Source organism: Pedobacter faecalis (assembly GCF_030182585.1).
Classification (GTDB): Bacteria; Bacteroidota; Bacteroidia; order Sphingobacteriales; family Sphingobacteriaceae; genus Pedobacter; species Pedobacter faecalis.
In genome coordinates this window covers 2,339,410-2,362,587 of the sequence record NZ_JARXOW010000001.1, presented here as the reverse complement: position 1 = coordinate 2,362,587, position 23,178 = coordinate 2,339,410, and the positions used below count along the sequence as shown (strand labels likewise).

At 46.3% G+C, this 23,178-nt stretch carries 21 protein-coding genes; 18 read left to right on the top strand and 3 right to left on the bottom strand.

Features of this window, described 5'->3' with window-relative positions; translation table 11 throughout:
* Window positions 1–69: 69 nt before the first annotated feature.
* The 6 genes from QEP07_RS10680 to QEP07_RS10655 are packed head-to-tail and all read left to right on the top strand — an operon-like array spanning window position 70 to window position 6,923.
* The gene (locus QEP07_RS10680; RefSeq protein ID WP_285010074.1) at window positions 70–1,197 is read left to right on the top strand and encodes a hybrid sensor histidine kinase/response regulator; all 1,128 of its coding nucleotides are present in this window, start codon (window positions 70–72) and stop codon (window positions 1,195–1,197) included.
* 6 nt (window positions 1,198–1,203) lie between these two features.
* Window positions 1,204–4,794 carry a response regulator gene (locus QEP07_RS10675; protein ID WP_285010072.1) on the top strand — a complete coding sequence of 1,197 codons (3,591 nt, stop codon included), beginning with the start codon at window positions 1,204–1,206 and terminating at the stop codon, window positions 4,792–4,794.
* 1 nt (window position 4,795) lies between these two features.
* A complete protein-coding gene (locus tag QEP07_RS10670) occupies window positions 4,796–5,161 on the top strand; it encodes a response regulator (protein ID WP_285010070.1) in 366 nt (121 codons plus the stop codon).
* A 1-nt stretch (window position 5,162) separates the two neighbouring features.
* A complete protein-coding gene (locus tag QEP07_RS10665) occupies window positions 5,163–5,987 on the top strand; it encodes a CheR family methyltransferase (protein ID WP_285010069.1) in 825 nt (274 codons plus the stop codon).
* Window positions 5,984–6,562 carry a chemotaxis protein CheB gene (locus QEP07_RS10660; protein ID WP_285010068.1) on the top strand — a complete coding sequence of 193 codons (579 nt, stop codon included), beginning with the start codon at window positions 5,984–5,986 and terminating at the stop codon, window positions 6,560–6,562. Before QEP07_RS10665 ends, QEP07_RS10660 begins: the two co-directional genes overlap by 4 nt.
* Window positions 6,555–6,923, top strand: a complete 369-nt coding sequence (locus QEP07_RS10655) for a response regulator (protein WP_285010066.1) — start codon at window positions 6,555–6,557, stop codon at window positions 6,921–6,923. The genes QEP07_RS10660 and QEP07_RS10655 overlap by 8 nt, the downstream gene beginning before the upstream one ends.
* Here the strand turns inward: QEP07_RS10655 and QEP07_RS10650 are convergent, their stop codons facing one another.
* Window positions 6,924–8,591: a DUF8614 domain-containing protein gene (locus QEP07_RS10650; protein ID WP_285010064.1), complete on the bottom strand. Its 1,668-nt coding sequence runs from the start codon at window positions 8,589–8,591 to the stop codon at window positions 6,924–6,926.
* A 103-nt stretch (window positions 8,592–8,694) separates the two neighbouring features.
* On the opposite strand from QEP07_RS10650, the gene QEP07_RS10645 reads away from it, so the two are divergent.
* Window positions 8,695–9,528, top strand: coding sequence for an N-acetylmuramoyl-L-alanine amidase (locus tag QEP07_RS10645; protein ID WP_285010063.1), 834 nt, complete (start codon window positions 8,695–8,697; stop codon window positions 9,526–9,528).
* A gap of 1 nt (window position 9,529) precedes the next feature.
* Here QEP07_RS10645 and QEP07_RS10640 read toward each other — a convergent pair whose 3' ends face one another.
* The gene (locus QEP07_RS10640; protein ID WP_285010062.1) at window positions 9,530–11,191 is read right to left on the bottom strand and encodes a glutamine--tRNA ligase/YqeY domain fusion protein; all 1,662 of its coding nucleotides are present in this window, start codon (window positions 11,189–11,191) and stop codon (window positions 9,530–9,532) included.
* Between the two features lie 78 nt (window positions 11,192–11,269).
* On the opposite strand from QEP07_RS10640, the gene QEP07_RS10635 reads away from it, so the two are divergent.
* From QEP07_RS10635 to QEP07_RS10595, 9 genes are all read left to right on the top strand, one after another.
* A complete protein-coding gene (locus QEP07_RS10635) occupies window positions 11,270–11,689 on the top strand; it encodes a cobalamin B12-binding domain-containing protein (protein WP_256002894.1) in 420 nt (139 codons plus the stop codon).
* Window positions 11,690–11,691: 2 nt separating this feature from the next.
* Complete coding sequence (locus QEP07_RS10630; RefSeq protein ID WP_285010061.1) at window positions 11,692–12,468, top strand: enoyl-CoA hydratase/isomerase family protein; 777 nt, start codon at window positions 11,692–11,694, stop codon at window positions 12,466–12,468.
* Window positions 12,469–12,601: 133 nt separating this feature from the next.
* Complete coding sequence (locus QEP07_RS10625) at window positions 12,602–14,002, top strand: sigma-54-dependent transcriptional regulator (RefSeq protein ID WP_256002898.1); 1,401 nt, start codon at window positions 12,602–12,604, stop codon at window positions 14,000–14,002.
* 50 nt (window positions 14,003–14,052) lie between these two features.
* The gene (locus QEP07_RS10620) at window positions 14,053–15,666 is read left to right on the top strand and encodes a sensor histidine kinase (RefSeq protein ID WP_285010060.1); all 1,614 of its coding nucleotides are present in this window, start codon (window positions 14,053–14,055) and stop codon (window positions 15,664–15,666) included.
* The gene (locus QEP07_RS10615) at window positions 15,653–17,110 is read left to right on the top strand and encodes a hybrid sensor histidine kinase/response regulator (RefSeq protein WP_285010058.1); all 1,458 of its coding nucleotides are present in this window, start codon (window positions 15,653–15,655) and stop codon (window positions 17,108–17,110) included. Before QEP07_RS10620 ends, QEP07_RS10615 begins: the two co-directional genes overlap by 14 nt.
* A gap of 12 nt (window positions 17,111–17,122) precedes the next feature.
* Complete coding sequence (locus QEP07_RS10610; RefSeq protein ID WP_285010056.1) at window positions 17,123–18,184, top strand: AI-2E family transporter; 1,062 nt, start codon at window positions 17,123–17,125, stop codon at window positions 18,182–18,184.
* Between the two features lie 35 nt (window positions 18,185–18,219).
* On the top strand, window positions 18,220–18,486 hold the full coding sequence (locus QEP07_RS10605; RefSeq protein WP_256002907.1) for a YtxH domain-containing protein: 267 nt from the start codon (window positions 18,220–18,222) through the stop codon (window positions 18,484–18,486).
* A gap of 17 nt (window positions 18,487–18,503) precedes the next feature.
* Entirely contained in the window at window positions 18,504–18,896 is a 393-nt protein-coding gene (locus QEP07_RS10600; protein ID WP_256002909.1) for a phage holin family protein, read from the top strand.
* Window positions 18,868–19,326: a hypothetical protein gene (locus QEP07_RS10595; RefSeq protein WP_256002912.1), complete on the top strand. Its 459-nt coding sequence runs from the start codon at window positions 18,868–18,870 to the stop codon at window positions 19,324–19,326. The genes QEP07_RS10600 and QEP07_RS10595 overlap by 29 nt, the downstream gene beginning before the upstream one ends.
* Window positions 19,327–19,333: 7 nt before the next feature.
* Here QEP07_RS10595 and aspS read toward each other — a convergent pair whose 3' ends face one another.
* A complete protein-coding gene (gene aspS / locus QEP07_RS10590) occupies window positions 19,334–21,079 on the bottom strand; it encodes an aspartate--tRNA ligase (RefSeq protein WP_285010054.1) in 1,746 nt (581 codons plus the stop codon).
* A 185-nt stretch (window positions 21,080–21,264) separates the two neighbouring features.
* Between aspS and QEP07_RS10585 the strand changes: the two genes are divergently transcribed.
* Both QEP07_RS10585 and QEP07_RS10580 read left to right on the top strand, forming a co-directional pair.
* On the top strand, window positions 21,265–22,065 hold the full coding sequence (locus QEP07_RS10585; protein ID WP_256002917.1) for a TerC family protein: 801 nt from the start codon (window positions 21,265–21,267) through the stop codon (window positions 22,063–22,065).
* Window positions 22,065–23,120, top strand: a complete 1,056-nt coding sequence (locus QEP07_RS10580; RefSeq protein ID WP_285010053.1) for a nucleoid-associated protein — start codon at window positions 22,065–22,067, stop codon at window positions 23,118–23,120. The genes QEP07_RS10585 and QEP07_RS10580 overlap by 1 nt, the downstream gene beginning before the upstream one ends.
* The last annotated feature ends 58 nt before the right edge of the window (window positions 23,121–23,178 follow it).

Genomic DNA, 23,178 nt, shown 5'->3' with positions numbered 1-23,178 from the left:
AAAGTAACATGTAAGTTATAACATGAATTTATCCCTGTGGTGTTATAACTTTATGACGGATATTTAAACATGATATTAATTGTAGATGATACGCCCGAAAACCTGATTTCTTTAAAAAGGGTTCTGGAGCGGCATAATTTTGAAGTAGATACGGCATCATCGGGAGAAGAGGCCTTGAAAAAGGTGCTCAAGCATGAGTATGTGCTTATCATTCTGGATGTGCAGATGCCAGGGATGGACGGCTTCGAAGTCGCAGAGGCCATTTCCGGTTACAGCCGGGCGAAGGAGACGGCGATCATATTTTTGTCTGCCGTTAACAAGGAACTGAAGTTTATTACACGCGGCTATTCTTCCGGCGGGCTCGACTATATCACCAAGCCGGTAGATATGGACATTTTACTTTTGAAAGTAAAGACTTTTTACCGGATTTATGAGCAAAGCCGTAAGCTGCGCGAAATTCAGAAGGCTTTGCTCGAGGAGATTGAATTCAGAAAACGCGCTGAGCGTAAAAAAGACGAGTTTATCAGTATTGCCAGTCACGAGCTAAAAACTCCGCTGACGAGCGTGAAAGGTTATGTACAATTGTTGGCCAGAAGCGTAGAAAAAGGCGATATAGATAAGGTTAAGAATCATCTTGCCAAGGCAGAAGTTCAGTTGGAGAAGCTCAACGAGCTCATTGCAGATCTTCTGGACATTTCTAAAATTGAAAGCGGTAAGCTCAAGTTTACCAAAAAGCATTTCGTTATGGACGAGTTGCTTGACAACGTGATAGAAATTATTCACCAGTCGAACCCAGGCTTTAACATTGTCCGGAAAGGCAAGGCACCAGGCCTTATATATGCTGACGAGATGCGTATTGAGCAGGTAATCGTCAACTTTCTTACGAATGCGATCAAATATTCTCCCGGCACGGATGAAATTCATGTATATCTGAATGTGAAGGATGATAAAGTATACCTTGGTGTGCGTGACTTCGGTATAGGGATTGCGAGGGAGCAGCAACAACATGTGTTTGATAAATTTTATCGCGTAGAAGAGACCGCGATCCATTTTCAGGGACTTGGCATTGGTCTCTATATCTCTGCCGAAATCATCAGACGGCACGGTGGCGAGGTAGGCGTTAAAAGCACCCTCGGCGAAGGTTCAGAATTTTACTTTATACTTCCCTCAGATACAGGGACCGAAAACGATCAATAAGGACTTATGGAGAAAACATCACTCAAAAACAATTTGCGTATTGGGCTTGGGCTGTCATTGCTGATCTTATTTGTGTCATCACTGGCGTCCTACAAGAGCATTACGAATTTGATTAAGAGCGCAGAACTGGTATCGCACAGCAATGCGGTCATGACCGATTTAGACGGGGTGCTTTCCGCCCTGAAGGATGCTGAAACCGGTCAGCGAGGTTACCTGCTCACAGGCGAGACGGAGTTTCTGACACCCTATAATGGAGCGCGTGGCAATGCCTTGGAACTGCTTAACAGGATAAGTCTGGCAACAGTAGATAACGGTCAGCAACAATACCATATTGAGCGCCTGCAGGACATCATTGAAAACCGGCTTAACGCTTTACAGAAAATCATTGACATCAAAGACAGCGGAGGTCAGATTACGGTTTCCGAATTGCGGGTGGGAAAGTCATACATGGACCGTGCACGGGCCTTGATCAAGAAAATGCAGGAGGAAGAGATGCGACTCCTGAATGAGCGGACGACCGAATTAAATAAGCAAGCCAGCTACACGCCGCTTGTAATTATTGCTGCGGCTGCGCTTGCCGTACTCATAACGCTTTTCTTTTACCTGCGTGTATCTAGAGATCACGACGAGCGCATGAGGCTGCAGGAAGAACTGAGGGCAAACAATGAGCAAACGGCGGCCAGAATAGCCGCAATTCAAACGGTTGCCGCGCAGATATCTAAAGGCGATTATGGTGCGCGACTCGACGAAACACAAAAAGACGGGTTAGGTAGTTTGTCTGGATCGCTCAATGCCATGGCTGAATCTCTCGAGTATTCTTTCTCTAAGCTTGCGGATAAGGAATGGCTTCAGTCGGGAATAGCCACGTTAAACGAAACCATGGTTGGGGAGAAGACCGTGGAAATGCTGGCCGCTAACATTTTAGAGCATGTTGCAGATTATACGGAAAGTGTTGTCGGCGCATTGTATCTTCTTGAGTCTGACAACAGTCTTTATCTTGCAGGCGGGTTTGCCCTTGAAGCCCAGGCGAGGCGTAACCGGATTAGCCTAGGTGACGGGCTTGCGGGCCAGGTAATAAAGTCGGGAAAGCAAATTCTGGTGAACGATATTCCGGAAGGTGAGATGACCGTGAGCTATGCTACCGGAAGTACCAGTCCCCGAAATGTGGTGGCGGCGCCAATCACACGTCATGGCGAAGTTGTCGGCGTTATGGAGTTTGGTTCGCTTTCAAGCTACAGCCCGCTTCAACTGGAGCTGTTAGGCAGTGTTGCGGATAGTATTGGTATGGCAATCCATGTGTCGCAAAACCGAAAGAAACTTCAGGAACTGCTGGAAGAAACGCAGGCACAAACCGAAGAGCTTCAGGCTCAGCACAGCGAACTGGAGGGGCTAAATGCGGAACTGGAGGCTCAGGCACAGAAAATACAAACTTCTGAAGAGGAGTTGCGTGTACAACAGGAAGAGTTGCTGCAAAGCAATCAGGAACTCGAAGAAAGAACAAGCCTGCTTGAAGAAAAGAACCAGCTGATACACGAGCGGAACCTGGATATTCAGCAAAAAGCAGAGCAACTCGAGCAGAGTACGAAGTACAAGTCTGAATTCCTTGCAAACATGTCTCACGAGCTGAGGACGCCGCTTAATTCTATTTTGCTGTTGTCTAAGCTTATGTCTGAGAATAAAGAGCTGGATAAGGAGTATATCGAATACGCAGAAGTAATACAAAGCTCGGGACAGGGCCTACTAGGCCTAATAGATGAAATTCTTGACCTGTCGAAGATCGAAGCAGGAAAGATGAAGCTGGAATTTGCGGACGTTAATATCTCCGAGGTGGCTACAGATATGAAGTCACTTTTTACCCCGCTTGCTAAAAACAAGGGGCTGGAGCTTGTTATAGATATAGCGGATGGCTTGCAGATTAACACGGACAAAATGCGTCTGGAACAAATCCTTAAAAACCTGCTTTCAAACGCCGTTAAATTTACGGAACGCGGCAAAGTAGCCCTGACGGTTAATAAGGACGATGCCGGCCGCATGCTTTTATTCAAGGTAACGGACACAGGTATCGGTATTCCTGAAGAAAAGCAGGGTTTAATCTTCGAAGCATTTCAACAGGCCGACGGGTCTACACGCAGAAGATTTGGCGGGACAGGCCTTGGCTTATCGATAAGCCGTGAACTTTCAAAACTTCTGGGAGGTGAAATAGAACTTACGAGTAAAGAAAATGTTGGAAGCGAGTTTTTACTCAGGCTGCCGGTTGACCGAAACGCTGTCACTGAGGAAGTAACGCAATCAGATTCATCCGAACCCGAAAAGCCGAAACAGGAAACACCAAAGCAAGCCAACGCTGAGAGATTTACTGTAAGTGTTATTCCGAAAGATATTGAAGACGACAGGGATGACATAGGAGCACAGGACAAAGTGATCCTGATCATTGAGGACGATACGGCATTCGCAAAGACCTTGTTGCAGTTTACCAGAAAGCGTGGATATAAGGGTATTGTGGCTGTGCGGGGCGATGCAGGTATAGAACTGGCAAACAGCTTCAGGCCGCTCGCAATTTTGCTGGACATCCAGCTTCCAGTGAAAGATGGGTGGCAGGTGATGGAAGAATTGAAGTCTAACCCCGCCACACGGCCAATCCCGGTGCATATCATGTCGTCGCTTGAAGTAAAGAAGGAAAGCCTGCTTAAAGGAGCGGTAGATTTTATCAACAAGCCTGTAGCGCTTGAACACATGAAACAAATTTTCCAGAAACTGGAGTATGCGCTTAGCAAGCATCCTAAAAAGGTGTTGATTGTGGAAGAGAATAAGCAGCACGCCGAAGCGCTGAGCTACTTTTTGAGCAATTATAATATCATGACCCAGGTTGCCAACAATGTTAACCAGAGTATCGATGCGTTGCAGAAAAAAGAAGTAGATTGTGTGATTCTGGATATGGGCATACCGGATAAGAATGCTTATGAAACGTTGGAGACCATCAAAAAAAGCGAAGGACTGGAAAACCTGCCGATCATTATCTTCACCGGGAAGAACCTTTCTAAAGGCGAGGAAAGCCGGATCAGGCAGTATGCCGATTCGATCGTAGTGAAGACCGCCCATTCGTACCAACGTATCCTTGATGAGGCAGGCCTGTTCCTCCATCTTGTTGAAGCAAACGAGAGTGATAAAAGAAACCGGCCCGTGGTCACGGAAAAACTTGCAGGCTTGTATGACGTCCTGAACAATAAGACTGTCCTGATCGCGGATGATGACGTAAGAAATATTTTTTCACTCACAAAAGCACTGGAACAGCATAAAATGAAGGTTCTCGCGGCTACTGACGGCAGGGAAGCCCTACAGATTTTAAAAGACAACCCAAAGGTAGATATTGTTCTTATGGATATGATGATGCCGGAAATGGATGGATATGAAAGCACACGGGAGATCAGGAAAATACCTGCTTTCAAACAATTGCCGGTGCTGGCTGTTACTGCCAAAGCTATGATGGGAGATCGGGAGAAATGCATTGCGGCCGGTGCTTCGGATTACATCTCAAAACCTGTAGATGTTGACCAACTCATTTCGTTGCTTAGGGTCTGGCTTTATGACAGGATATAATATGGCTAATAAGATTTTGATTGTTGACGACGATAATCGTAATATTTTCGCTTTAAAGGCAGTGCTCAAGTCGAAAGGATACACCTGTTTGTCGGCAACAAGCGCCGAAGAGGGGATACGAATGCTTAGTGCTGAGCCAGGGATTTCGGTTGTGCTTATGGACATGATGATGCCGGATATGGATGGTTATGAAGCCATGGCAAAGATCGCTGAAACCGAGCAGTTGAAGCATATACCGGTAATTGCGGTTACTGCTCAGGCGATGGTGGGCGACAGGGAAAGGTGCCTGGATGCGGGCGCAGCAGGCTATGTTTCGAAGCCCATCAATGTCGACGAATTAATTAAGCTGATAAGTCAATACGTTTGATGTGGAGGGAGCGGTAATTAGTGATGAACAGGTAGATTTATTGCTCGCAGATACTTTGGAGCAATATGGTTACGACTTTACCGGATATTCCAGAGCCTCGCTGAAGCGTAGAATTTTGAGACTCTTCACGCTCGATAAAGCACTTAGCTTTGCGGAATTCAGGTACCGGATAAACAATGACAGCTCGTATTTCAAACGGTTTGTTGAGCAAATCACTGTAAATGTGACGGAAATGTTTCGTGACCCAATGTTCTTCAAGACGCTCCGCGAGGAAGTGCTGCCGAAGCTTGGGACCTATCCCTTTATCAGAGTGTGGGTGGCAGGGTGTTCGACCGGAGAAGAGGCATATTCTATAGCTATTATCCTTAAGGAACTCAATTTGCTCGAAAAATCCCTGATATATGCAACCGATATAAATCCTGCTGTTCTTGATCGGGCCGCTCAGAGTATTTTTGCACTGAGCTACATGAAACAGTATTCTGAGAACTACATTTTATCTGGCGGCAATAAGGAGTTCTCCGGTTATTATACGGCTAATTATTCCCTGGCTAAATTCAATGATGATCTGAAGAAGAAAATTATTTTTTCAACGCACAACCTCGTGTCGGACCGGTCGTTCAATGAGTTTCAACTGATCTTGTGCCGCAATGTACTGATCTATTTCGACCGGGAATTGCAGCATAAGGTATTCGGACTTTTCGACGACAGTCTTGAGGAACTGGGTTATCTTGCATTAGGAACCAAGGAGACGATCAATTTTTCTCCATTCTTAAAGAAATACAAGCGACTCGGCACGGAGAAAATATGGCGTAAAATACAGAAATGAGGGCGTGTGAAGCATTTATAATCGGTGGCTCGGCTGGTAGCCTGGACGTACTGCTTAAGGTGCTTCCGATCGTTCGTATCCCTGTCCCGTTTCCGATCATTATTGTCATACACCGTAAGCATGGAAGCGACTCGCTGCTCCCGGATCTTTTAACTTCACGGACCGGGCTGACGGTGAAGGAAGTTGATGAAAAAGAGGTTGTTCAGCCCGGCGTTGTATACATTGCACCATCAGATTATCACCTCCTGATAGAGCGGGACAAAACGTTTTCGCTGGATTATTCGGAAAAAGTGAATTATTCGAGGCCATCAATAGATGTAACTTTCCATACCGCTGCAGAAGTATACAGAGAGGGTCTTGTATGCTTACTGCTCTCAGGGTCGAACGCCGACGGTGTGGCAGGGCTGAGGCAGGTGAAAAAATGGGGAGGGGTGGCTGCGATTCAGGATCCCGAAACAGCTCAGGTGTCTTACATGCCTGCTCAGGCAAAGCAAAATGTATCCGTAGATCATATTCTGACTATCCCACAAATAGCAGAGTTTATAAACACGTTATCTAAATACCATCATGAATAAACCCAAAAGAGTATTCGTCTTTGACGATAATGCCGATATACTCGACTTATGTACAATCATTCTGGAGGACGCCGGCTACGAGATCAAAACCTCGGTGACTTCGAATAACATTATTGATCAGGTAATGGCCTGTGTACCAGATATCATTTTCATGGACAACTGGTTGCCTGATGTTGGCGGAATTGAAGCCACCAAGGCGCTTAAGAGCCATCCGGAGCTGAAAAACATCCCGGTAATCTATTTTTCCGCGAACAATGATGTGAAATCTCTCGCAGAACAGGCTGGAGCCGATGATTATCTGTCTAAGCCATTCGATATTCAGGATCTGGAAGATATCATAAGCCGTTATATTTCGCCTTAATTACTTTACGCCCAGGACATCGACCCCCTGCTCAAATACAATGTCTACAGGAATACCTTTTTGAGTAAGGCGGTCCAGATCCTGCTTAAGTTCGGCGCCTATAACTGCATTTTCTTTCTGGGCCCGCTCCGCAGCAGCCCTGTCGCCGTCGCCCTGCAGCTGCAGAATAAGGCTGCTTAACGCGTTCATCGCAGTTTCGAATTTGCTGAAATCTACTTTGTAGGTACCGTTGGCATTGCGGACAAATGCGCCCTTGTCTTTAAAGAAGTTAAAGCACTGCATATTTGCTTTTCCGTGTGCGCTGGAGGCGCCGAAGCGAACAGACCTCAGGATACCGGCCATGTAAGTCGTATAATAGTCCTCAATCTTTCCTTTGAGTTCCCCCTTCTTTAAAAGACCGGTAACCATGTACAGCCCCAGGACATCCGCTTTTCCTTCTTCAAGCCAGGAGTATTGATCCTGAAGTGCTTCTTTGACGAAGCCTTTGCCGTTTACCGTTTTTTTGATGCCCAGTCCGTGGGCAACCTCGTGAAACATAACATTGGAGAAGAACGCGTCGAAGTTGATATAATTTAGCTGCGACTTATCAATCAGTTCGTTAGCAACAGGAATCAGGATCTTGTCGAACTTCGCTTTCATCGCATTTTTGAGCTGGGAACGTCTGGTACCTTTCTTCTGCTGTATTATTTCATCGTTGGGAAGATTTACCGCAATGGTCTTTGAGCCCGCATTGCAGTCGCCCGCATAATAGACAACGTCATAGGCGTTAAGCTCAGAGTCTGTTCCCGGTTTTTCCTGTTTGTACTTTTCAGGCACGGGAAGTCCGCGCTGCAGCTCGGGGAGCATAGCAACATATTTGGTAAGGCGCTCACTCCATACTTTGTCTTTTACGAGGACATATGCCTCGTAGGCGGCGCGGGCATTGAATAACTTATCTTCATAGTTCTCAATAGGCCCGATGATGATGTCCAGCGTATTGTCTTTCATATCCAGCCATGCGTAATCACTCGCCGTATACTTGTCTGTTACCAAAGCGTCCGCACGCAGGTTAAGGTATTTTTTGAACCCGGCGTTTTCCGTGAGTAAAGCCGCCTGCTTAAGTAACGAAGAGGCCTTTTGCAATTCTGCTGCGTAAAGTACATGATACGGTACGGATGTCATACGACCCAGAGTGTCCGCCCGTATCACAGAGTACAAGCCATATTTATCACTCACCGTTGATTTTTCGAGGGCCTCTTTGGTCATACCGGCAGGATAAAATGTGCCGGCGGCAGGTTTAGGACCAATTCCTGCGACGAATGGCTTATCGCCGTTCAAGCGGTCCCAAGGTCCGTAATTGATCCAGATAAAGGCTTTTGTTTTTTCGTCTTTTACTGCGTTCAACAGGCTGTCACGTTGCGGATAGGCCTGTTTCCAAAAGAGCTCGTCCATGATCTGGGCAGCCTGAATTAAGAGCGGCAGGATTTTCCGGTCATCAGGAGAAAGATCGTTCAGGTTGGTCGTCAGTTTGACCTGTTCGTAGATGCTGATGCGTTCGGCGACATACCGCTGCAGGCTGTCGTCTCCTGTCACGGTTGTACCAGCGCTGGTTCCGGTAGAATGTGTACATGAAATCAGCATGATACTGGTATAAATAAAGCAACAGGCAGCAATAAAGATATTTCTCATAATGGTCGTACTCTTAATTTAACGGTAAGTCGGGCTAGTAGCTCCGAAGAAATAGCGGCTAAAATAGCAAAAATTAGTAATTTCACAGCCCAATACCTATGCTATGAAAAACTCCCCCGTCAGCAAAAATGTTTTTGCCCTTATAAGTTTTGCCGTTCTGCTTAGCTCCTGCGGAGGCGGAAAATATGCAGCGACGAATAAAATCTATAAAAGTCAGGCCAGGGCCTATGCAAAGATAATTGAAGCAACGCCCCCTTTAAATCAGGGAAGTGAGACAATTCCCGCGAATCAACAGGCATGGGTTGGCTCTGTAAATTTCGGACTGAGAAAGCCGAATTTTGTTATTCTTCATCATACCGCGCAAAAATCGACCGAACAAACCATCAATACCTTTATCCTGGCAAGAACACAAGTGAGTGCTCACTACATAATTGGGCGCGACGGAAAAGTGATCCAGATGGTAAATGATTACCTCAGATCTCATCATGCCGGCGCGGGCAAATGGGGAAATGATACCGATCTTAATTCGTCGTCGATCGGCATTGAACTGGATAACACGGGAAGCGAACCCTATCCTGACGCTCAAATCAACAGTCTTCTCGAGGTACTAGCCGCGCTGAAAAAGAAGCACAACATTCCGGTAGCCAATTTTATAGGTCACTCCGATATGGCGCCCGGCCGAAAGCAGGATCCGAATATGTTTCCATGGAAAACACTTGCCGAGAAAGGTTTCGGATATTGGTATGACGCTATTCTAATAACGCCTTCTGATACCTTTGATACAAAAGCTGCGCTTCGGATTATCGGATATGACGTCAGTAATCTCCCGGCCGCAATTACCGCCTTTAAGCGGCATTTTATTCAAACAGATATTAGCCCTGCACTAACGCCCTACGATAAACAGGTGTTATTCAGTTTGTACCGCAAATATCTCTAGCCTATTTATTGGCTTTAGACCAGGCGTCCTTGAGAGAGACAGTACGGTTGAAAACGGGCTTTTCGGCAGTAGCGTCCCTGTCGAGGCAATAGTATCCCTTGCGGATGAACTGGTAGCGTACGTCGGATGAAGCCTGAGCCAGAAAAGGTTCAATGTATACGTCATGGAGTACCTCAACGCTGTTCGGGTTAAGGTAGTCCTTAAAATCTCCCGCTTCCGCGTCTGGCGACTCAACCGTGAACAAACGATCGTAGAGCCTCACTTCTGCCTTTTTTGCGTGAGAAGCGCTTACCCAGTGGATGGTGCCTTTTACGTTAATACCGCTTGTGTCAGACCCGCTTTTAGACTCCGGGATGTAAGAACAGTGGACTTCTGTAAGGTTGCCGTTGTCATCTTTTTTGAAATCCTCGCATTTCACAATATATGCATGCTTCAGCCGGACCATGGAGCCCGGGGCTAACCGGAACCATTTCTTTGCCGGGACTTCCATGAAGTCTTCACGCTCGATCCATAACGTATTACTGAATGGTATTTCCCGGGTCCCGCCTTTGTCTTCCGCCTCCGGATTGTTTTCGCCAATTAAAATCTCCTCTTTGTCTTCAGGGTAATTGGTAATAACAAGTTTAATTGGGTCCATCACGGCCATCACTCTGGTGGCGGTTTTGTTAAGATGTTCCCGGATACAGAATTCCAGGAGGCTTAACTCTATGATGTTTTCGCGTTTTGCGATCCCGATTCTTTCACAAAAATCGCGAATGCTCTCCGGGGTATATCCTCTGCGTCTCAGACCGCTTATCGTAGGCATGCGCGGATCGTCCCAGCCACTTACCACACCGTCATTTACAAGCTGCAGAAGCTTACGCTTGCTCATTACGGTATATGACAGGTTTAGTCGGGCAAACTCGTATTGTTTAGACGGGAAGATGTCCAATTGCTCAATCAGCCAGTCGTACAATTCACGGTGCGCAACATACTCGAGTGTGCAAATAGAATGGGTAATTGATTCAATGCTGTCACTTTGCCCGTGAGCGAAATCATACATAGGATAGATGCACCATTTGTTTCCTGTACGATGGTGATCCGCGTGTTTGATCCGGTATAAGATCGGATCGCGCATTAGCATATTCGGACTTGCCATGTCAATCTTTGCGCGAAGCGTGCATGCTCCGTCAGGGAATTCGCCTGCTTTCATCCGGCTGAAAAGATCAAGATTCTCTGCAATTGTTCGGGTCCTGTAAGGGCTGTCTCTCCCCGGTTCAGTCGGAGTGCCTTTCTGTTCAGCAATCTCGTCTGCCGTGCTATCGTCTACATAGGCCAGTCCTTTTTCGATGAGTTTTACTGCGAAAGCGTATAAAGTATCGAAATAGTCAGAGGTATAAAGTTCATTTTTCCACTGAAAGCCCAACCACTTTATATCGTTTTGCTGGCTGTCCACATATTCTGTCTTTTCCGTCACTGGGTTTGTGTCGTCAAATCTGAGATTGGTATAGCCTCCGTATTTCTGAGTAAGGCCGAAATTAAGACAAATGGCTTTTGCATGTCCGATGTGGAGATAACCGTTCGGTTCCGGAGGGAAGCGGGTTATTAAGGTTTCGTACCGGCCCCTCTTTAAATCGTTTTCAATGATCTCTTCAATAAAGTTCAATGATCTTTCCTCACTCATAAAAACTGTAATTTTTGCCTCAAAGTTAACATAAAACCGCTAAATTAATTACATTTACCGCATACTATTCACATTAATATGGATAACGCATTACAAAGACCGATACGTGTTCTTGTCGCGAAAGTGGGGCTTGACGGACATGACAGAGGCGCAAAAGTAATCGCTACTTCGCTCCGCGATGCCGGAATGGAAGTCATCTATACAGGGTTAAGGCAAACGCCGGAGATGGTGGTGAATACAGCATTGCAGGAAGATGTCGACGCTATCGGCATCTCAATTCTTTCCGGCGCGCATATGACCGTATTCCCTAAGATCATACGGTTGATGAATGAGAAGGGACTCAACGACGTGTTGCTTACCGGAGGTGGCATAATTCCGGCGGCAGATGCCTTAGCGCTCAAGAAAATGGGTGTAGGAGAGCTGTTTTCGCCGGGTACTACAATGGCATCCGTTGTCGATTATATAAAGAACTGGGTATCCGTAAACAGAACTTTTTAACTATGACCTATCAAAATCTTCTCGTCGAATTAAGAGACCGTATTCTTCATGTCACGATTAACAGAGCTCCGAAACTCAATGCGCTAAACACTCAGACGATCACCGAACTCAGTGATGTCATCGCTTCGGCGCAGGCAGATCCGAACATTGGAGGGATTATACTTACAGGTGCCGGTGAGAAGGCGTTTGTTGCAGGCGCCGATATCGCTGAATTCGCATCCTTTAATGTAGAACAGGGTAAGGCTTTAGCGGAGACAGGTCAACGCAGCGTTTTTAACGCCATCGAGACTTCCGTTAAGCCGGTTATCGCCGCTATCAACGGTTTTGCACTCGGAGGCGGGCTGGAACTGGCCTTGTCGTGTCATCTTCGCATAGCCGCAGATCACGCGCGGCTGGGTTTACCGGAGGTTACCTTGGGGCTTATACCTGGTTATGGCGGTACACAGCGGTTGACTCAGCTGATCGGCAAAGGTCGGGCACTTGAAATGATCGCAACGGCAGAGATGATCACCGCGTCGAATGCTCTTGAAATCGGAATAGTCAATCATATCGTTCCTTTAGGAGAACTCAAGGAAAAGTCAGAAGAGGTCATGAGAAAAATCATACAGCACGCGCCTTTGGCGATCGCCGCAGCTATCCGGGCCGTAAACGCGTCGACTGGAAATTCCGGCTTTCTGACGGAAATTAACGAGTTTGCCGCGTGCTTCGGTACACATGATTTCCAGGAGGGGGTGCAGGCCTTTATGGAAAAGCGCAAGCCGGTATTCAAGGGCATATAGCTCGGGAACACGCCTTATTTCCTTTTTTCTTCGAGGTTTATTGGGACTTTTTTAAATAAAACTGTGGAGAATATTTCCCAATAAAAAAAACATACCTATATTTATTTCGTAAATAAGGTGCCAAGTTAGCTATATGAGAAAAATATTAATAGTAGATGATGAGGTCAATATAGGTCTGCTTCTTTCGAAGTTTTTAACCAGGAATTCTTTCAGCGTGACTACCGCAACCAGCGGCGTTACTGCCATGGAACACCTGAGCCGCGAAAAGTACGATCTGGTGCTGTGCGACTATCGTTTGGAAGATACAGATGGAAAGGAAATGCTCATCAGAATTAAGGAAAGCTACCCTAAAACCGGAGTGATCATCATCACTGGTTATTCAGATATCAAGCTGGCTGTTGAACTTATTAAACTTGGGGCCTATGATTACATCACCAAGCCGCTCTATCCCGATGAAATTCTGAACACGATCAACAAAGCGATTGAGACGCAGATCGCACTGAATACGGACCAATCCGATATTTCCGCAGATGCTCCTAAGCAAAAGCCGGCAAAAGCAACCTATGTTAATACGGACAATTTTGTGGTAGGTCAGAGTCAATCTTCAAAAGATTTGCTCAAGCAGATACAGCTTGTAGCACCAACTTCCTACAGCGTCATCCTGATGGGGGAAAGTGGTACAGGGAAAGAGTCGGTTGCAAAGGCGATTCATCTCAACAGTCCCCGAAAAGATCAGCCCTTTGTTGCAATGGACTGTGGATCCTTAACCAAGGAACTTGCCGGCAGCGAGTTCTTTGGGCATGAAAAAGGCGCCTTCACAGGAGCCTTATATACGAAGATCGGTCACTTTGAAATGGCGAACGGAGGTACTTTGTTTCTTGATGAGGTAGGCAACCTATCTTACGATATTCAGGCGGCCTTGCTCCGCACGGTTCAGGAGCGAAAGATAAAGCGGATCGGTAGCACCAAAGAGATAGACCTTGATGTGCGCATTATTGTAGCGACTAACGAGAACCTGGCCAACGCTATTCAAAAAGGTAAATTCAGGGAAGATTTGTTTCACAGATTCAATGAATTTTCCATTGAACTTCCGCCTTTAAGTCAGCGAGGTCGGGATATCCTTACTTTCGCCAATAATTTTCTGGACTTCGCAAACAGGGAACTGGATAAAAACGTAAAAGGATTTTCCGCAGAGGTGGAGGAGTGCCTTCTGACCTATAACTGGCCGGGAAATGTAAGGGAGTTAAAAAACGTTGTGCGACGGGCTACGCTCCTCGCGGAAACCGACGAAATCCAATTGAAAGCCCTTCCACTCGAAATATCGACCTATGCCAAGGCTTCTGCGATAGAGAACTCGCTTTCCCGGTTTGATAAGCCCAGAGACTTGAAAAACGCAGCATTGGAGGCTGAATACGAAACCATTTTGAAGGTGCTGCGCGAGGTCAACTTCAATAAGACCAAGGCAGCCAAGATCCTTAATATCGATCGCAAAACTTTGTATAATAAAATGAAAGCGATCAATCTTGACACATAGCCGTGTTTTTCTCCATCGCAATCGGCCTGATATGCCTCATCTTGTTGTATATGAACATGAGGTTGAGCGGGGCAATCCGGCGATATACGCACAATGTAACGGAACTAGAACAAACTAATCGTGGGTTGGCCAGCAAAGGACAACTGCTGGAGCGGGCAGAGCAGATAGCCCATATCGGAACATGGCAGGTAGACACACGCTCGGGGGCGGTTGAATGGTCGGACGAGCTTTACCGCATTTATGGTTTTACTAAGACCGAGATAACACCTGATGCAGAACTAAACACCCGGGTCATCGTTCCCGAATACCGGGAGAAGGTCGCCAAGGCACTGGAATCCGCAGTAAACAATAATTCAAATTTCGCCGTTGAATACCAGATCATGCAGCCTTCAGGTCTTAGAAAGTATATTCTTGCGCAAGGACTTTACCTGTCAGATGAAAGCCGGCTTGTGGCGACCATCCAGGATATCACAGAACTGAAGGAGGCCGTGCTCAAGCTGAGAATTAACGAGACATTGCTAAGAGAGGCGGAAAAAGTTTCTCACAGCGGGAGTTGGGAGTGGATGGAAGGAAAACAGTACATCCTTTGGTCAGACGAAATGTACAATATTCACGGGTTGTTCCCTCATTCGGTGACAATGAATATCAATACTTACCAAAGTCTGATACATGAGGAGGATCTTAAGGAGGTCACGGCCGAATTTGAACGGGCTCAGATAAGGAAAACGCCATTTAAACTAAATTATCGTATTGTGCGCCCTTCGGGTCAGATCAGGCATGTACTTACTGCGGGCGAATATAAGCGTATTGGCATCAACGACAATTTTGCCTATATCGGAACAACTCAGGACGTTACGGAATTGCGTGAAGCGCAAGTACAGCTTGAAGAAAAGATATCCGCGCTTAACCGGTCAAATCAGGATTTGGAGCAGTTCGCCTATGTCGCTTCGCACGATTTGCAGGAACCGCTGCGAAAAATCCAGGCCTTTAGCAAGCGCCTTAAGGAGCAGCACAGTGGCAACCTTGATGAAGAGGCTCAAGATTATTTGTCCAGAATGGATCAGGCAGCTAACCGCATGCGGGTATTGATCAGCGACCTGCTTACATTTTCAAAAGCTACCCGTGATGGGAAGCGGTTTACGGTGGTCGACCTGGGTGATCTGATCACAAGGATAACGCACGACATGGATTATACGATCGAGCAGAAACAGGCGACGATCAGTGTAAGTGCATCGATAGGCGTTTATGGCGTTGAGACCCAGCTCTACCAGTTGTTTTTGAATCTGATAGGTAATGCGCTTAAATTTACCAAATCCGGACAGCCCCCCCACGTTAAGATCAGCGCACAGTCGGCCACAGACGATCAGTTGAACCTGGAAGGTATAGTCCCCCGGCAACAATACGCTTCAATCACCATTGAAGATAACGGAATAGGTTTTGATAGAAACGACGCAGGGCGGATATTTGATCTCTTTCACAGACAGCATATCCGTAGTGAATATGAGGGGACGGGTATTGGACTGGCCATATGCAAAAAGATAGTGTCGTACCATAATGGGCTGATATATGCAGACAGTGAGCCGGGACAAGGTTCCGTTTTCACTGTGCTGTTGCCTAAAAAGCATACTAACACGCTCAATTTAAAAAGTGATGGAAAAAATTAAAGTGCTGCTGATCGACGATGACGAAGACGACTATGTCTTGACCAAAGCGATATTTGGAGAGTTGGCCGATAAATATGAGCTTTCCTGGGTAAATAGTTATGAGAAGGGCATTTCCGCTATACGCAAAGCATTGTACGATGTTTATCTGGTCGACTACAGACTTGGAAAAAGTACGGGTATAGAGTTGCTTCAGGAAGCAAAAAATTCGGGATCCGAACAACCCGTTATCATGTTAACGGGAAAAGGTGACCGCTCAATTGATGAGCAGGCGATGCAGTATGGCGCCGCGGATTATCTTGTAAAAGATGAGATCGAAGCTGATATGCTTGACCGCTGCATCAGGTACTCATTAACGCAGGCGGGAATCTTGAAAGCGCTGAAGAGCAGCGAGCGTAAATACCGGACGATGTTCGAGCAGGCCAAAGATCCCATTTTTATATCTGACGATAAGGGCCGGATCCAGGATATGAATAGCGGAGGATTAAGGTTTTTCGGATATCAGCATGATCAGATTTCCGGCCTCGATGACCGGTCATTGTTTAGAAATCCCGTTGATGCCGAACAATTCCATCATCTTCTGGAAACAAAAGGACTACTAAGCGACTTTGAATGTGAGATGGTGTCGGGCACAGGCGATGTGTACCATTGCAGTTTGTCTTCATTTATTCAAACCGACATGATCAGTGTAACGGAAACTTACCATACCATTGTTCGCGACCTGAGCTATCGCAAGCAAATTGAAGATCAATCTGTGAATTTAGGTAAAATGGCCATTTCTGAACATATAGCGAGAGGCTTGGGTGACGAACTGAGGGATCCGTTGTCGACCATAAATCTCGCCCTTGAGGAATTGGCCAGCGAGGAAGGTTTCGCTTATAATGAATCCGTACAGCGCAATCTGGAGATCGTTCGTGCCAACTGCGACAGGCTAAATCAGCTGATCCATAATTTCATATCCAGTACGGAAACAAAGACGTTGAATTTGCAGCGGCATGACCTTAGCGAGGTTATTGACGAAGCGCTTGCCGGTATTCAGGATTTGATCGCCGGACATGGTATCCAGCTGAGCCGGGAAGTCAACTTATCCGGTGCGCAGGCCTTTGTGGATAGGCAGAAGATGGTGGAAGCCTTAAAAATAGTGCTGGTAAATGCCGTCGAAGCCATGGAAACATACCCAAAGCAAATTCACGTAAAAGCATCTATCAACGAGAAGAGTTTTGAAATTGTGGTGGAAGATAACGGCCCAGGTATACTTCCCGGCAACAGGTCTAAGATTTTTGAACCTTTCTTTACCACCAAGATAAGGGCGAACGGACTGGGACTTACCCATGCCCAAAGGCTGCTTACCACCCACCATGGCCACATCACGTACAAGGCACTTCCTTCAGGCAGCCAGTTTCTTATTCAGGTTCCGGTTTATAAAGACAGCACACTTTGGCTTTAGATATAATTTAATATGATGTCACTTTTCAGCTATAAGCAGCGTAACAATATCAATCTGATCATTATTATTGCGCTCGGAATACTCATTCTGTATTCGCTTCAGGGGATATTCGGATCAATCTTAAGCACCCTGGTTTTGTATACCATTCTCAGGCCCGGATTTATATTTCTCGCCGAAACCAAAAAGATGAATCAAAAGGTTGCTGCAGTGCTGTTATTATTCGTTTCCCTGATTGTCCTTGTTCTGCCTTTTTACGGATTAAGCAGCATGGTCATTGAGAAAATCGCCGAACTTCAGAACGATCCGGCGTACTTCAAGCGGATCATGTTCAAACTCACTCACTTGGTGCCTCTTGGTGGCGACGTCCAGGAGCTTATCCAGGATGGCATACAAAAGGCGGGGGCATGGGCCGCAGGATTGTTCCCTTCCTTGATCACCGGGGCGTTTAATATCGTATTCGGGCTTCTGCTGATGTATTTTCTGCTTTTTTTCATGCTGGCGGAGCGGGAAAAATTCGAAGCAGCTTTGCTCAAATATGCTCCGTTCAGGGAGCAAAACGCGCAGCGTTTCGCTGAAGAAATGCGTAATACGACTTACGCCAATGTTGTAGGGCAGGGATTTATTGCCCTGGTACAGGGCTCGCTGCTGGGCGTCGCATTCTATGTGCTCGGATATTCCGACCCGGTGTTCTGGGGCGTTATTACCACCTTTATTTCGTTCGTGCCCATCCTCGGTCCGCCAATCGTCTTTGTACCTGCGGCACTTATACAGATTGCAAACGGGAACAACATGGCGGGATGGTCTATGCTGGTTTTCGGTTTCATTGTTCTGATCAATATCGACAATGTGCTACGGTTTATGATCGCCAAAAAGGTTGGAAACATTCATCCCATCGTTACGGTTATCGGCGTTGTTATCGGTATTCCGCTATTTGGGATATTAGGACTCGTATTTGGACCCTTGCTGATATCTTATTTTGTGCTGCTTATTAAAATCTACGAAACGAGCGCACTGGCTACGGAAAGATTGGAGAGAATCAAAACAAATTCCGATGAAGAGGGGTTATTACAATAGAATTTTCAAAACAAAAACATATAAATTTTAAAGTTATGAATGATAATTCAAAAGTGTTGGTAGCATTGTTAGCAGGCTTAGCTGCGGGCGCAGCGTTGGGCTTACTGTTCGCACCTGAAAAAGGAAGTGATACCCGGGATAAACTTGGCCAGTCACTCAAAGACCTTGGCGACACCATTAAAGACCGTGCTGCCGATGAGATAAATAATCTGGCCAGCCTGAAAGAAAAGGTCGTAAGTTCCGTAAAGAGCAAGCTAGGGCAGACCGAAGAAGAATATGCTGACGATTTAGAACATGCTTAAAACCGCTTAAATTTCGTATGATGCAGGAAGAAGAAATCAAAGAAAAGCGTATTGAGGATCTTTACGAAGATGTAAAGGTTTACCTGGAGACAAAGCTGGAATACATGCACCTTATGATGGTGAAAAAGGTTGCCAAGATATTCGCAGATATCGTCACTAACACCGTGGTGCTGGTATGTTTCATTCTTGCGTTCCTTTTCGGTTCAGTTACGCTGGCCTTATATCTGTCTGATGTTTTTGGCAGCTTTACGGCCGGCTTTGGTGCTGTATCGCTGATTTATCTTCTTCTGGCACTCATTGTCTTTTTCACCAAAGACAAATACATCGAGAAAGGCATCATTAACGTTACTGTAAGGCGATATTTTACTAAACTGGATGAAGATGATGGAAACGATGAAAAGAAAATATAATATCCGGAACCTGGACGACCTTCAAGCGAGGCTGAGTAGCCTGAAGATGCAGAACGACATGCAGGCTGAGGCGATCGTTGCCGATGGCAAAGCGTACCTCAAGCAGTTTACCCCTGCATATTTATTTAAACGGCATCTGAATCCTTCAAATCTCCTTAAAGCAGACGAGGAACTGCACATCAGCAGTAGTATCATGTCGCTGATCCTGCCGTTTGTGATGAACAATACCCTGTTTAAAGGTTCTGGAATCATCACCAAGGCGGTGGTGGGCCTTGCCTCGGGAAAGATCGGAAAAACGCTGGACGCAGAAAATATAGCTAATGCTTTTGCTACGGTTAAGTCGTGGTTCACCGGCAAGAAGAAAAAAGCAGCTAAGCCAGAGGTTGCCTACGTAGATTATGGCATCCCGCCGGATAGCGAAACCTATTAAGAACAGCTTATAAAGCTGTTCTTATCTTTAATTCGGTCAGTTGTTTTTCGTCTATAGCCGAAGGGCTGTCTATCATCACATCTCTTCCTGAATTGTTTTTCGGAAAGGCGATCACATCCCTGATCGTGTCCAGTCCCGCAAAGAGCGAACACAACCGGTCAAATCCAAATGCAATACCCCCGTGTGGCGGCGCGCCATATTCAAATGCATCCATCAGAAAGCCAAATTGCTTTTGTGCCTCTTCCGGGCTAAAGCCCAAATGTTTAAACATCAGTGCCTGTAACCCACGATCGTGAATCCGGATAGATCCGCCCCCGATCTCCGTGCCATTCAGCACCATGTCGTACGCATTCGCCCTTACCTCTCCTGGCTGCGTATCAAGCAGAGGGATATCTTCGGGTTTTGGTGACGTAAAGGGGTGGTGCATGGCATGATAACGTTCGGTCTCTTCGTCCCACTCCAGTAAAGGAAAGTCAAGCACCCACAACGCGCTGAACGCATTTTTATCGCGTAGTCCAAGCCGGCTGCCCATTTCAAGCCGCAGTTCGCTAAGCTGCTTACGGACCTTGTCTTTGATGCCTGCCATGATCAGCACCAGGTCGCCCGCCTCCGTATTCATGGCTTCCGACCATTTTTTAAGCTCAGTCTCGTCATAAAACTTATCCACCGAAGACTTCAGGGAACCATCTTCATTATGGCGCATATAAATCAGACCAGTACCACCGATCTGCGGACGTTTGATGAAATCAGTCAGCTCGTCCAATTGTTTACGGGTATAAGAGGCGCACCCTTTGGCGTTGATTCCGATCACAAGTTCAGCCTGCTCAAATACAGGGAAATCTTTGCCTTTAACAAGTTCAGTAAGCTCAACGAACTTCATGTCGAAACGCGTGTCTGGCTTGTCAGATCCGTACAATCTCATCGCATCCGAGTACTGCATACGTGGCACTTCCGGCAAATCAATGCCTTTAATTTCCTTAAATAGCGTCCGGATGAGGCCTTCAAATGTGTTCAGAATATCCTCCTGCTCAATAAAAGACATTTCACAATCGATCTGCGTAAATTCCGGCTGCCTGTCTGCACGTAAGTCCTCATCCCTGAAGCACTTCACAATCTGAAAATAACGGTCGAAACCAGAAACCATCAGCAATTGCTTAAATGTTTGCGGCGATTGCGGCAAGGCATAGAATTCACCGGCATTCATGCGGCTTGGCACCACAAAGTCACGTGCGCCTTCCGGTGTCGATTTAATCAGAACCGGGGTTTCCACCTCTATAAAGTCCAGGCCGTCCAGATAACGACGTACAGATTGCGCCATTCTGTGACGCAATACCATATTATTTCTTACCGGGTTCCTTCTCAGGTCCAGGTAGCGGTATTTCATTCTCAGGTCATCACCGCCATCTGTTTCATCATCAATCATGAAAGGCGGAAGTTTAGCGGCATTCAGAATTTCCAGCGCCGAAACTTTGATCTCGATTTCGCCGGTAGGTATCTTCAGGTTCTTATTAGAACGCTCAACAACAGTACCGGTCACTTTTATCACGAATTCACGGCCAAGGTTCCGGGCCGCTTCACACAGTTCACGGTTGTCGTCCATATTGAACACCAGCTGGGTAATCCCATACCGGTCGCGAATATCGATAAAGGTCATTCCGCCCAAGTCCCTGGATTTTTGCACCCAGCCGCACAGAATCACTTCTTGACCCAGATTCTCAAGGTTTAAAGCACCGCAAGTTGTCGTTCTAAGCATGTTTTTAGTGTATTGAAGCGGCAAAAATATTGATTTTGAACTACATATTTGCCGTCTGGAACATTTAACTGAATAATTAATCGAGCGGGCGCCGCAGAAACTTCTCTGGAGCAAAACCAAAACCGCCAAATCTTGTTCATACTTTCGACGGGCTTTTTCTATCTTAGCCTAATATTTAAAAGAATATGGAATTTTTGAGCAGCCCCGAGGCCTGGATATCATTATTAACGCTGACGGTACTGGAGATCGTTCTCGGCATAGACAACATCATTTTTATTTCCATCTTATCCGGCAAGCTGCCTGTCCACCAGCAAAAGAAGGGCAGACAGGTAGGACTGGCGCTGGCCATGATCACCCGTGTGCTCCTGTTGCTATCGTTGAGCTGGGTTATGACCCTTACCGCAGAGATATTCAACCTTGGCAGCCTGATTGGGGTAAGCAGTACAGAGTGGCTGCAAAAACTCTCCATTTCGGGGCGCGACCTGATCCTGATCCTGGGTGGGCTCTTCCTGATCTATAAGAGTACCCATGAGATCCATGACAAGCTGGAAAGCGAAGAAGAAAAAGAAGTCAAGGGTAAAGTGCACAGTTTTGCCGGTGTCATCGCTCAGATCCTTATTCTGGATATCGTGTTCTCGCTCGACTCGGTGATTACCGCTGTAGGTATGGCCGACCACGTGGAGATCATGATCGCCGCAGTTGTCATTGCCGTCGTGATCATGATGGTATCCGCTGGCGCTATCAGTACTTTCGTAAATAAGCATCCCACCGTCAAAATGCTTGCCCTGTCGTTCCTTCTTCTTATAGGGGTATCTTTACTTGCAGAGGGCCTGGATCAGCATATTCCAAAAGGCTACATTTATTTTGCCATGGCATTCTCTGTACTTGTAGAGATGCTTAACCTGAAGATGAAGAAAAATGCGGAGCGACCTGTAACATTACGTAATATGCCAAATGAGGGCGATGTTAAGGAGCAGGCACAGTAATGATTTCATTTTTTGAGGCCTCCTTATCCGAACTGTCTATACACCGGATAGGAAATAAATCGCAGGACGAGTTTTACGTTTTGTCGGAGCAATCCGTTTCAATTTCAGACAATTTGCTAAGCAACCTGTTGCAGCAATACTTCCTTGGGCAGTTCGAAAAGGTCAATGAGATTTACAGGTTCTACCATCCGAACGCCGATCTGAACCTGAACGAGGTCTACCACTTCGTCGCAAGCATATTTGAAGACGGGCAGCAATTCCACAGCCACAGTCAGGAAATAGCCAAACACCTGTACGAGGTATCGGGCCACCCCAAGATCAAGTCGGGAGAACTTTATGTCGCCTATTTTGAAAACGTTCAAATAGAAGGCGGGCTTCATGATGCCATCGGGATATTTAAATCTGAGACCAAGGAAACCTACCTTAAGGTGTACCCGGAAAACAGTGGCTTCGGGCTAAGCTATGAACAGGATGCTATCAACATCAGTAAGCTCGACAAAGGCTGCCTTATTTTCAATACCGATAAGGAAGAAGGTTATCGCGTTGCCGTCATCGACCAGACCAACCGTAGCAGCGAAGCCGTGTACTGGAAAGATGAATTTCTAAAGCTTCGGGTTCGTAACGACAATTTCAACCAGACCAACAGCGTACTGGGCGTTTATAAGAGCTTTGTTACCGAAAAGCTCGATGAAGAGTTTGAGATCTCCAAGGCCGACAAGATCGACCTGCTCAATAAGTCGATGAAATACTTCAAAGAAAAGGAGAGTTTTGATTTGGATGAGTTCTCCAATGAAGTGATCGGTAATGCCGAAGGGATCGAATCTTTCAAAAGTTATAAAAAGAGCTACGAAGAAGAATTCGATACAGCCATTCCCGACAGTTTTGATATCTCGGGCGCGGCTGTGAAAAAGCAGGCGCGGGTATACAAGAGTGTACTTAAACTTGACAAAAACTTCCACATTTATATTCATGGCGACAAAGAGCTTATCGAAAAGGGCTTTGACGATGATAAGTCCATGAACTACTACAAGGTTTACTTCCGCGAAGAACAATAAATTATCCGTCGGCCACCTGCCTTAAATTCGGAATAAATTGTAGCTTTAGGTTTGCGGC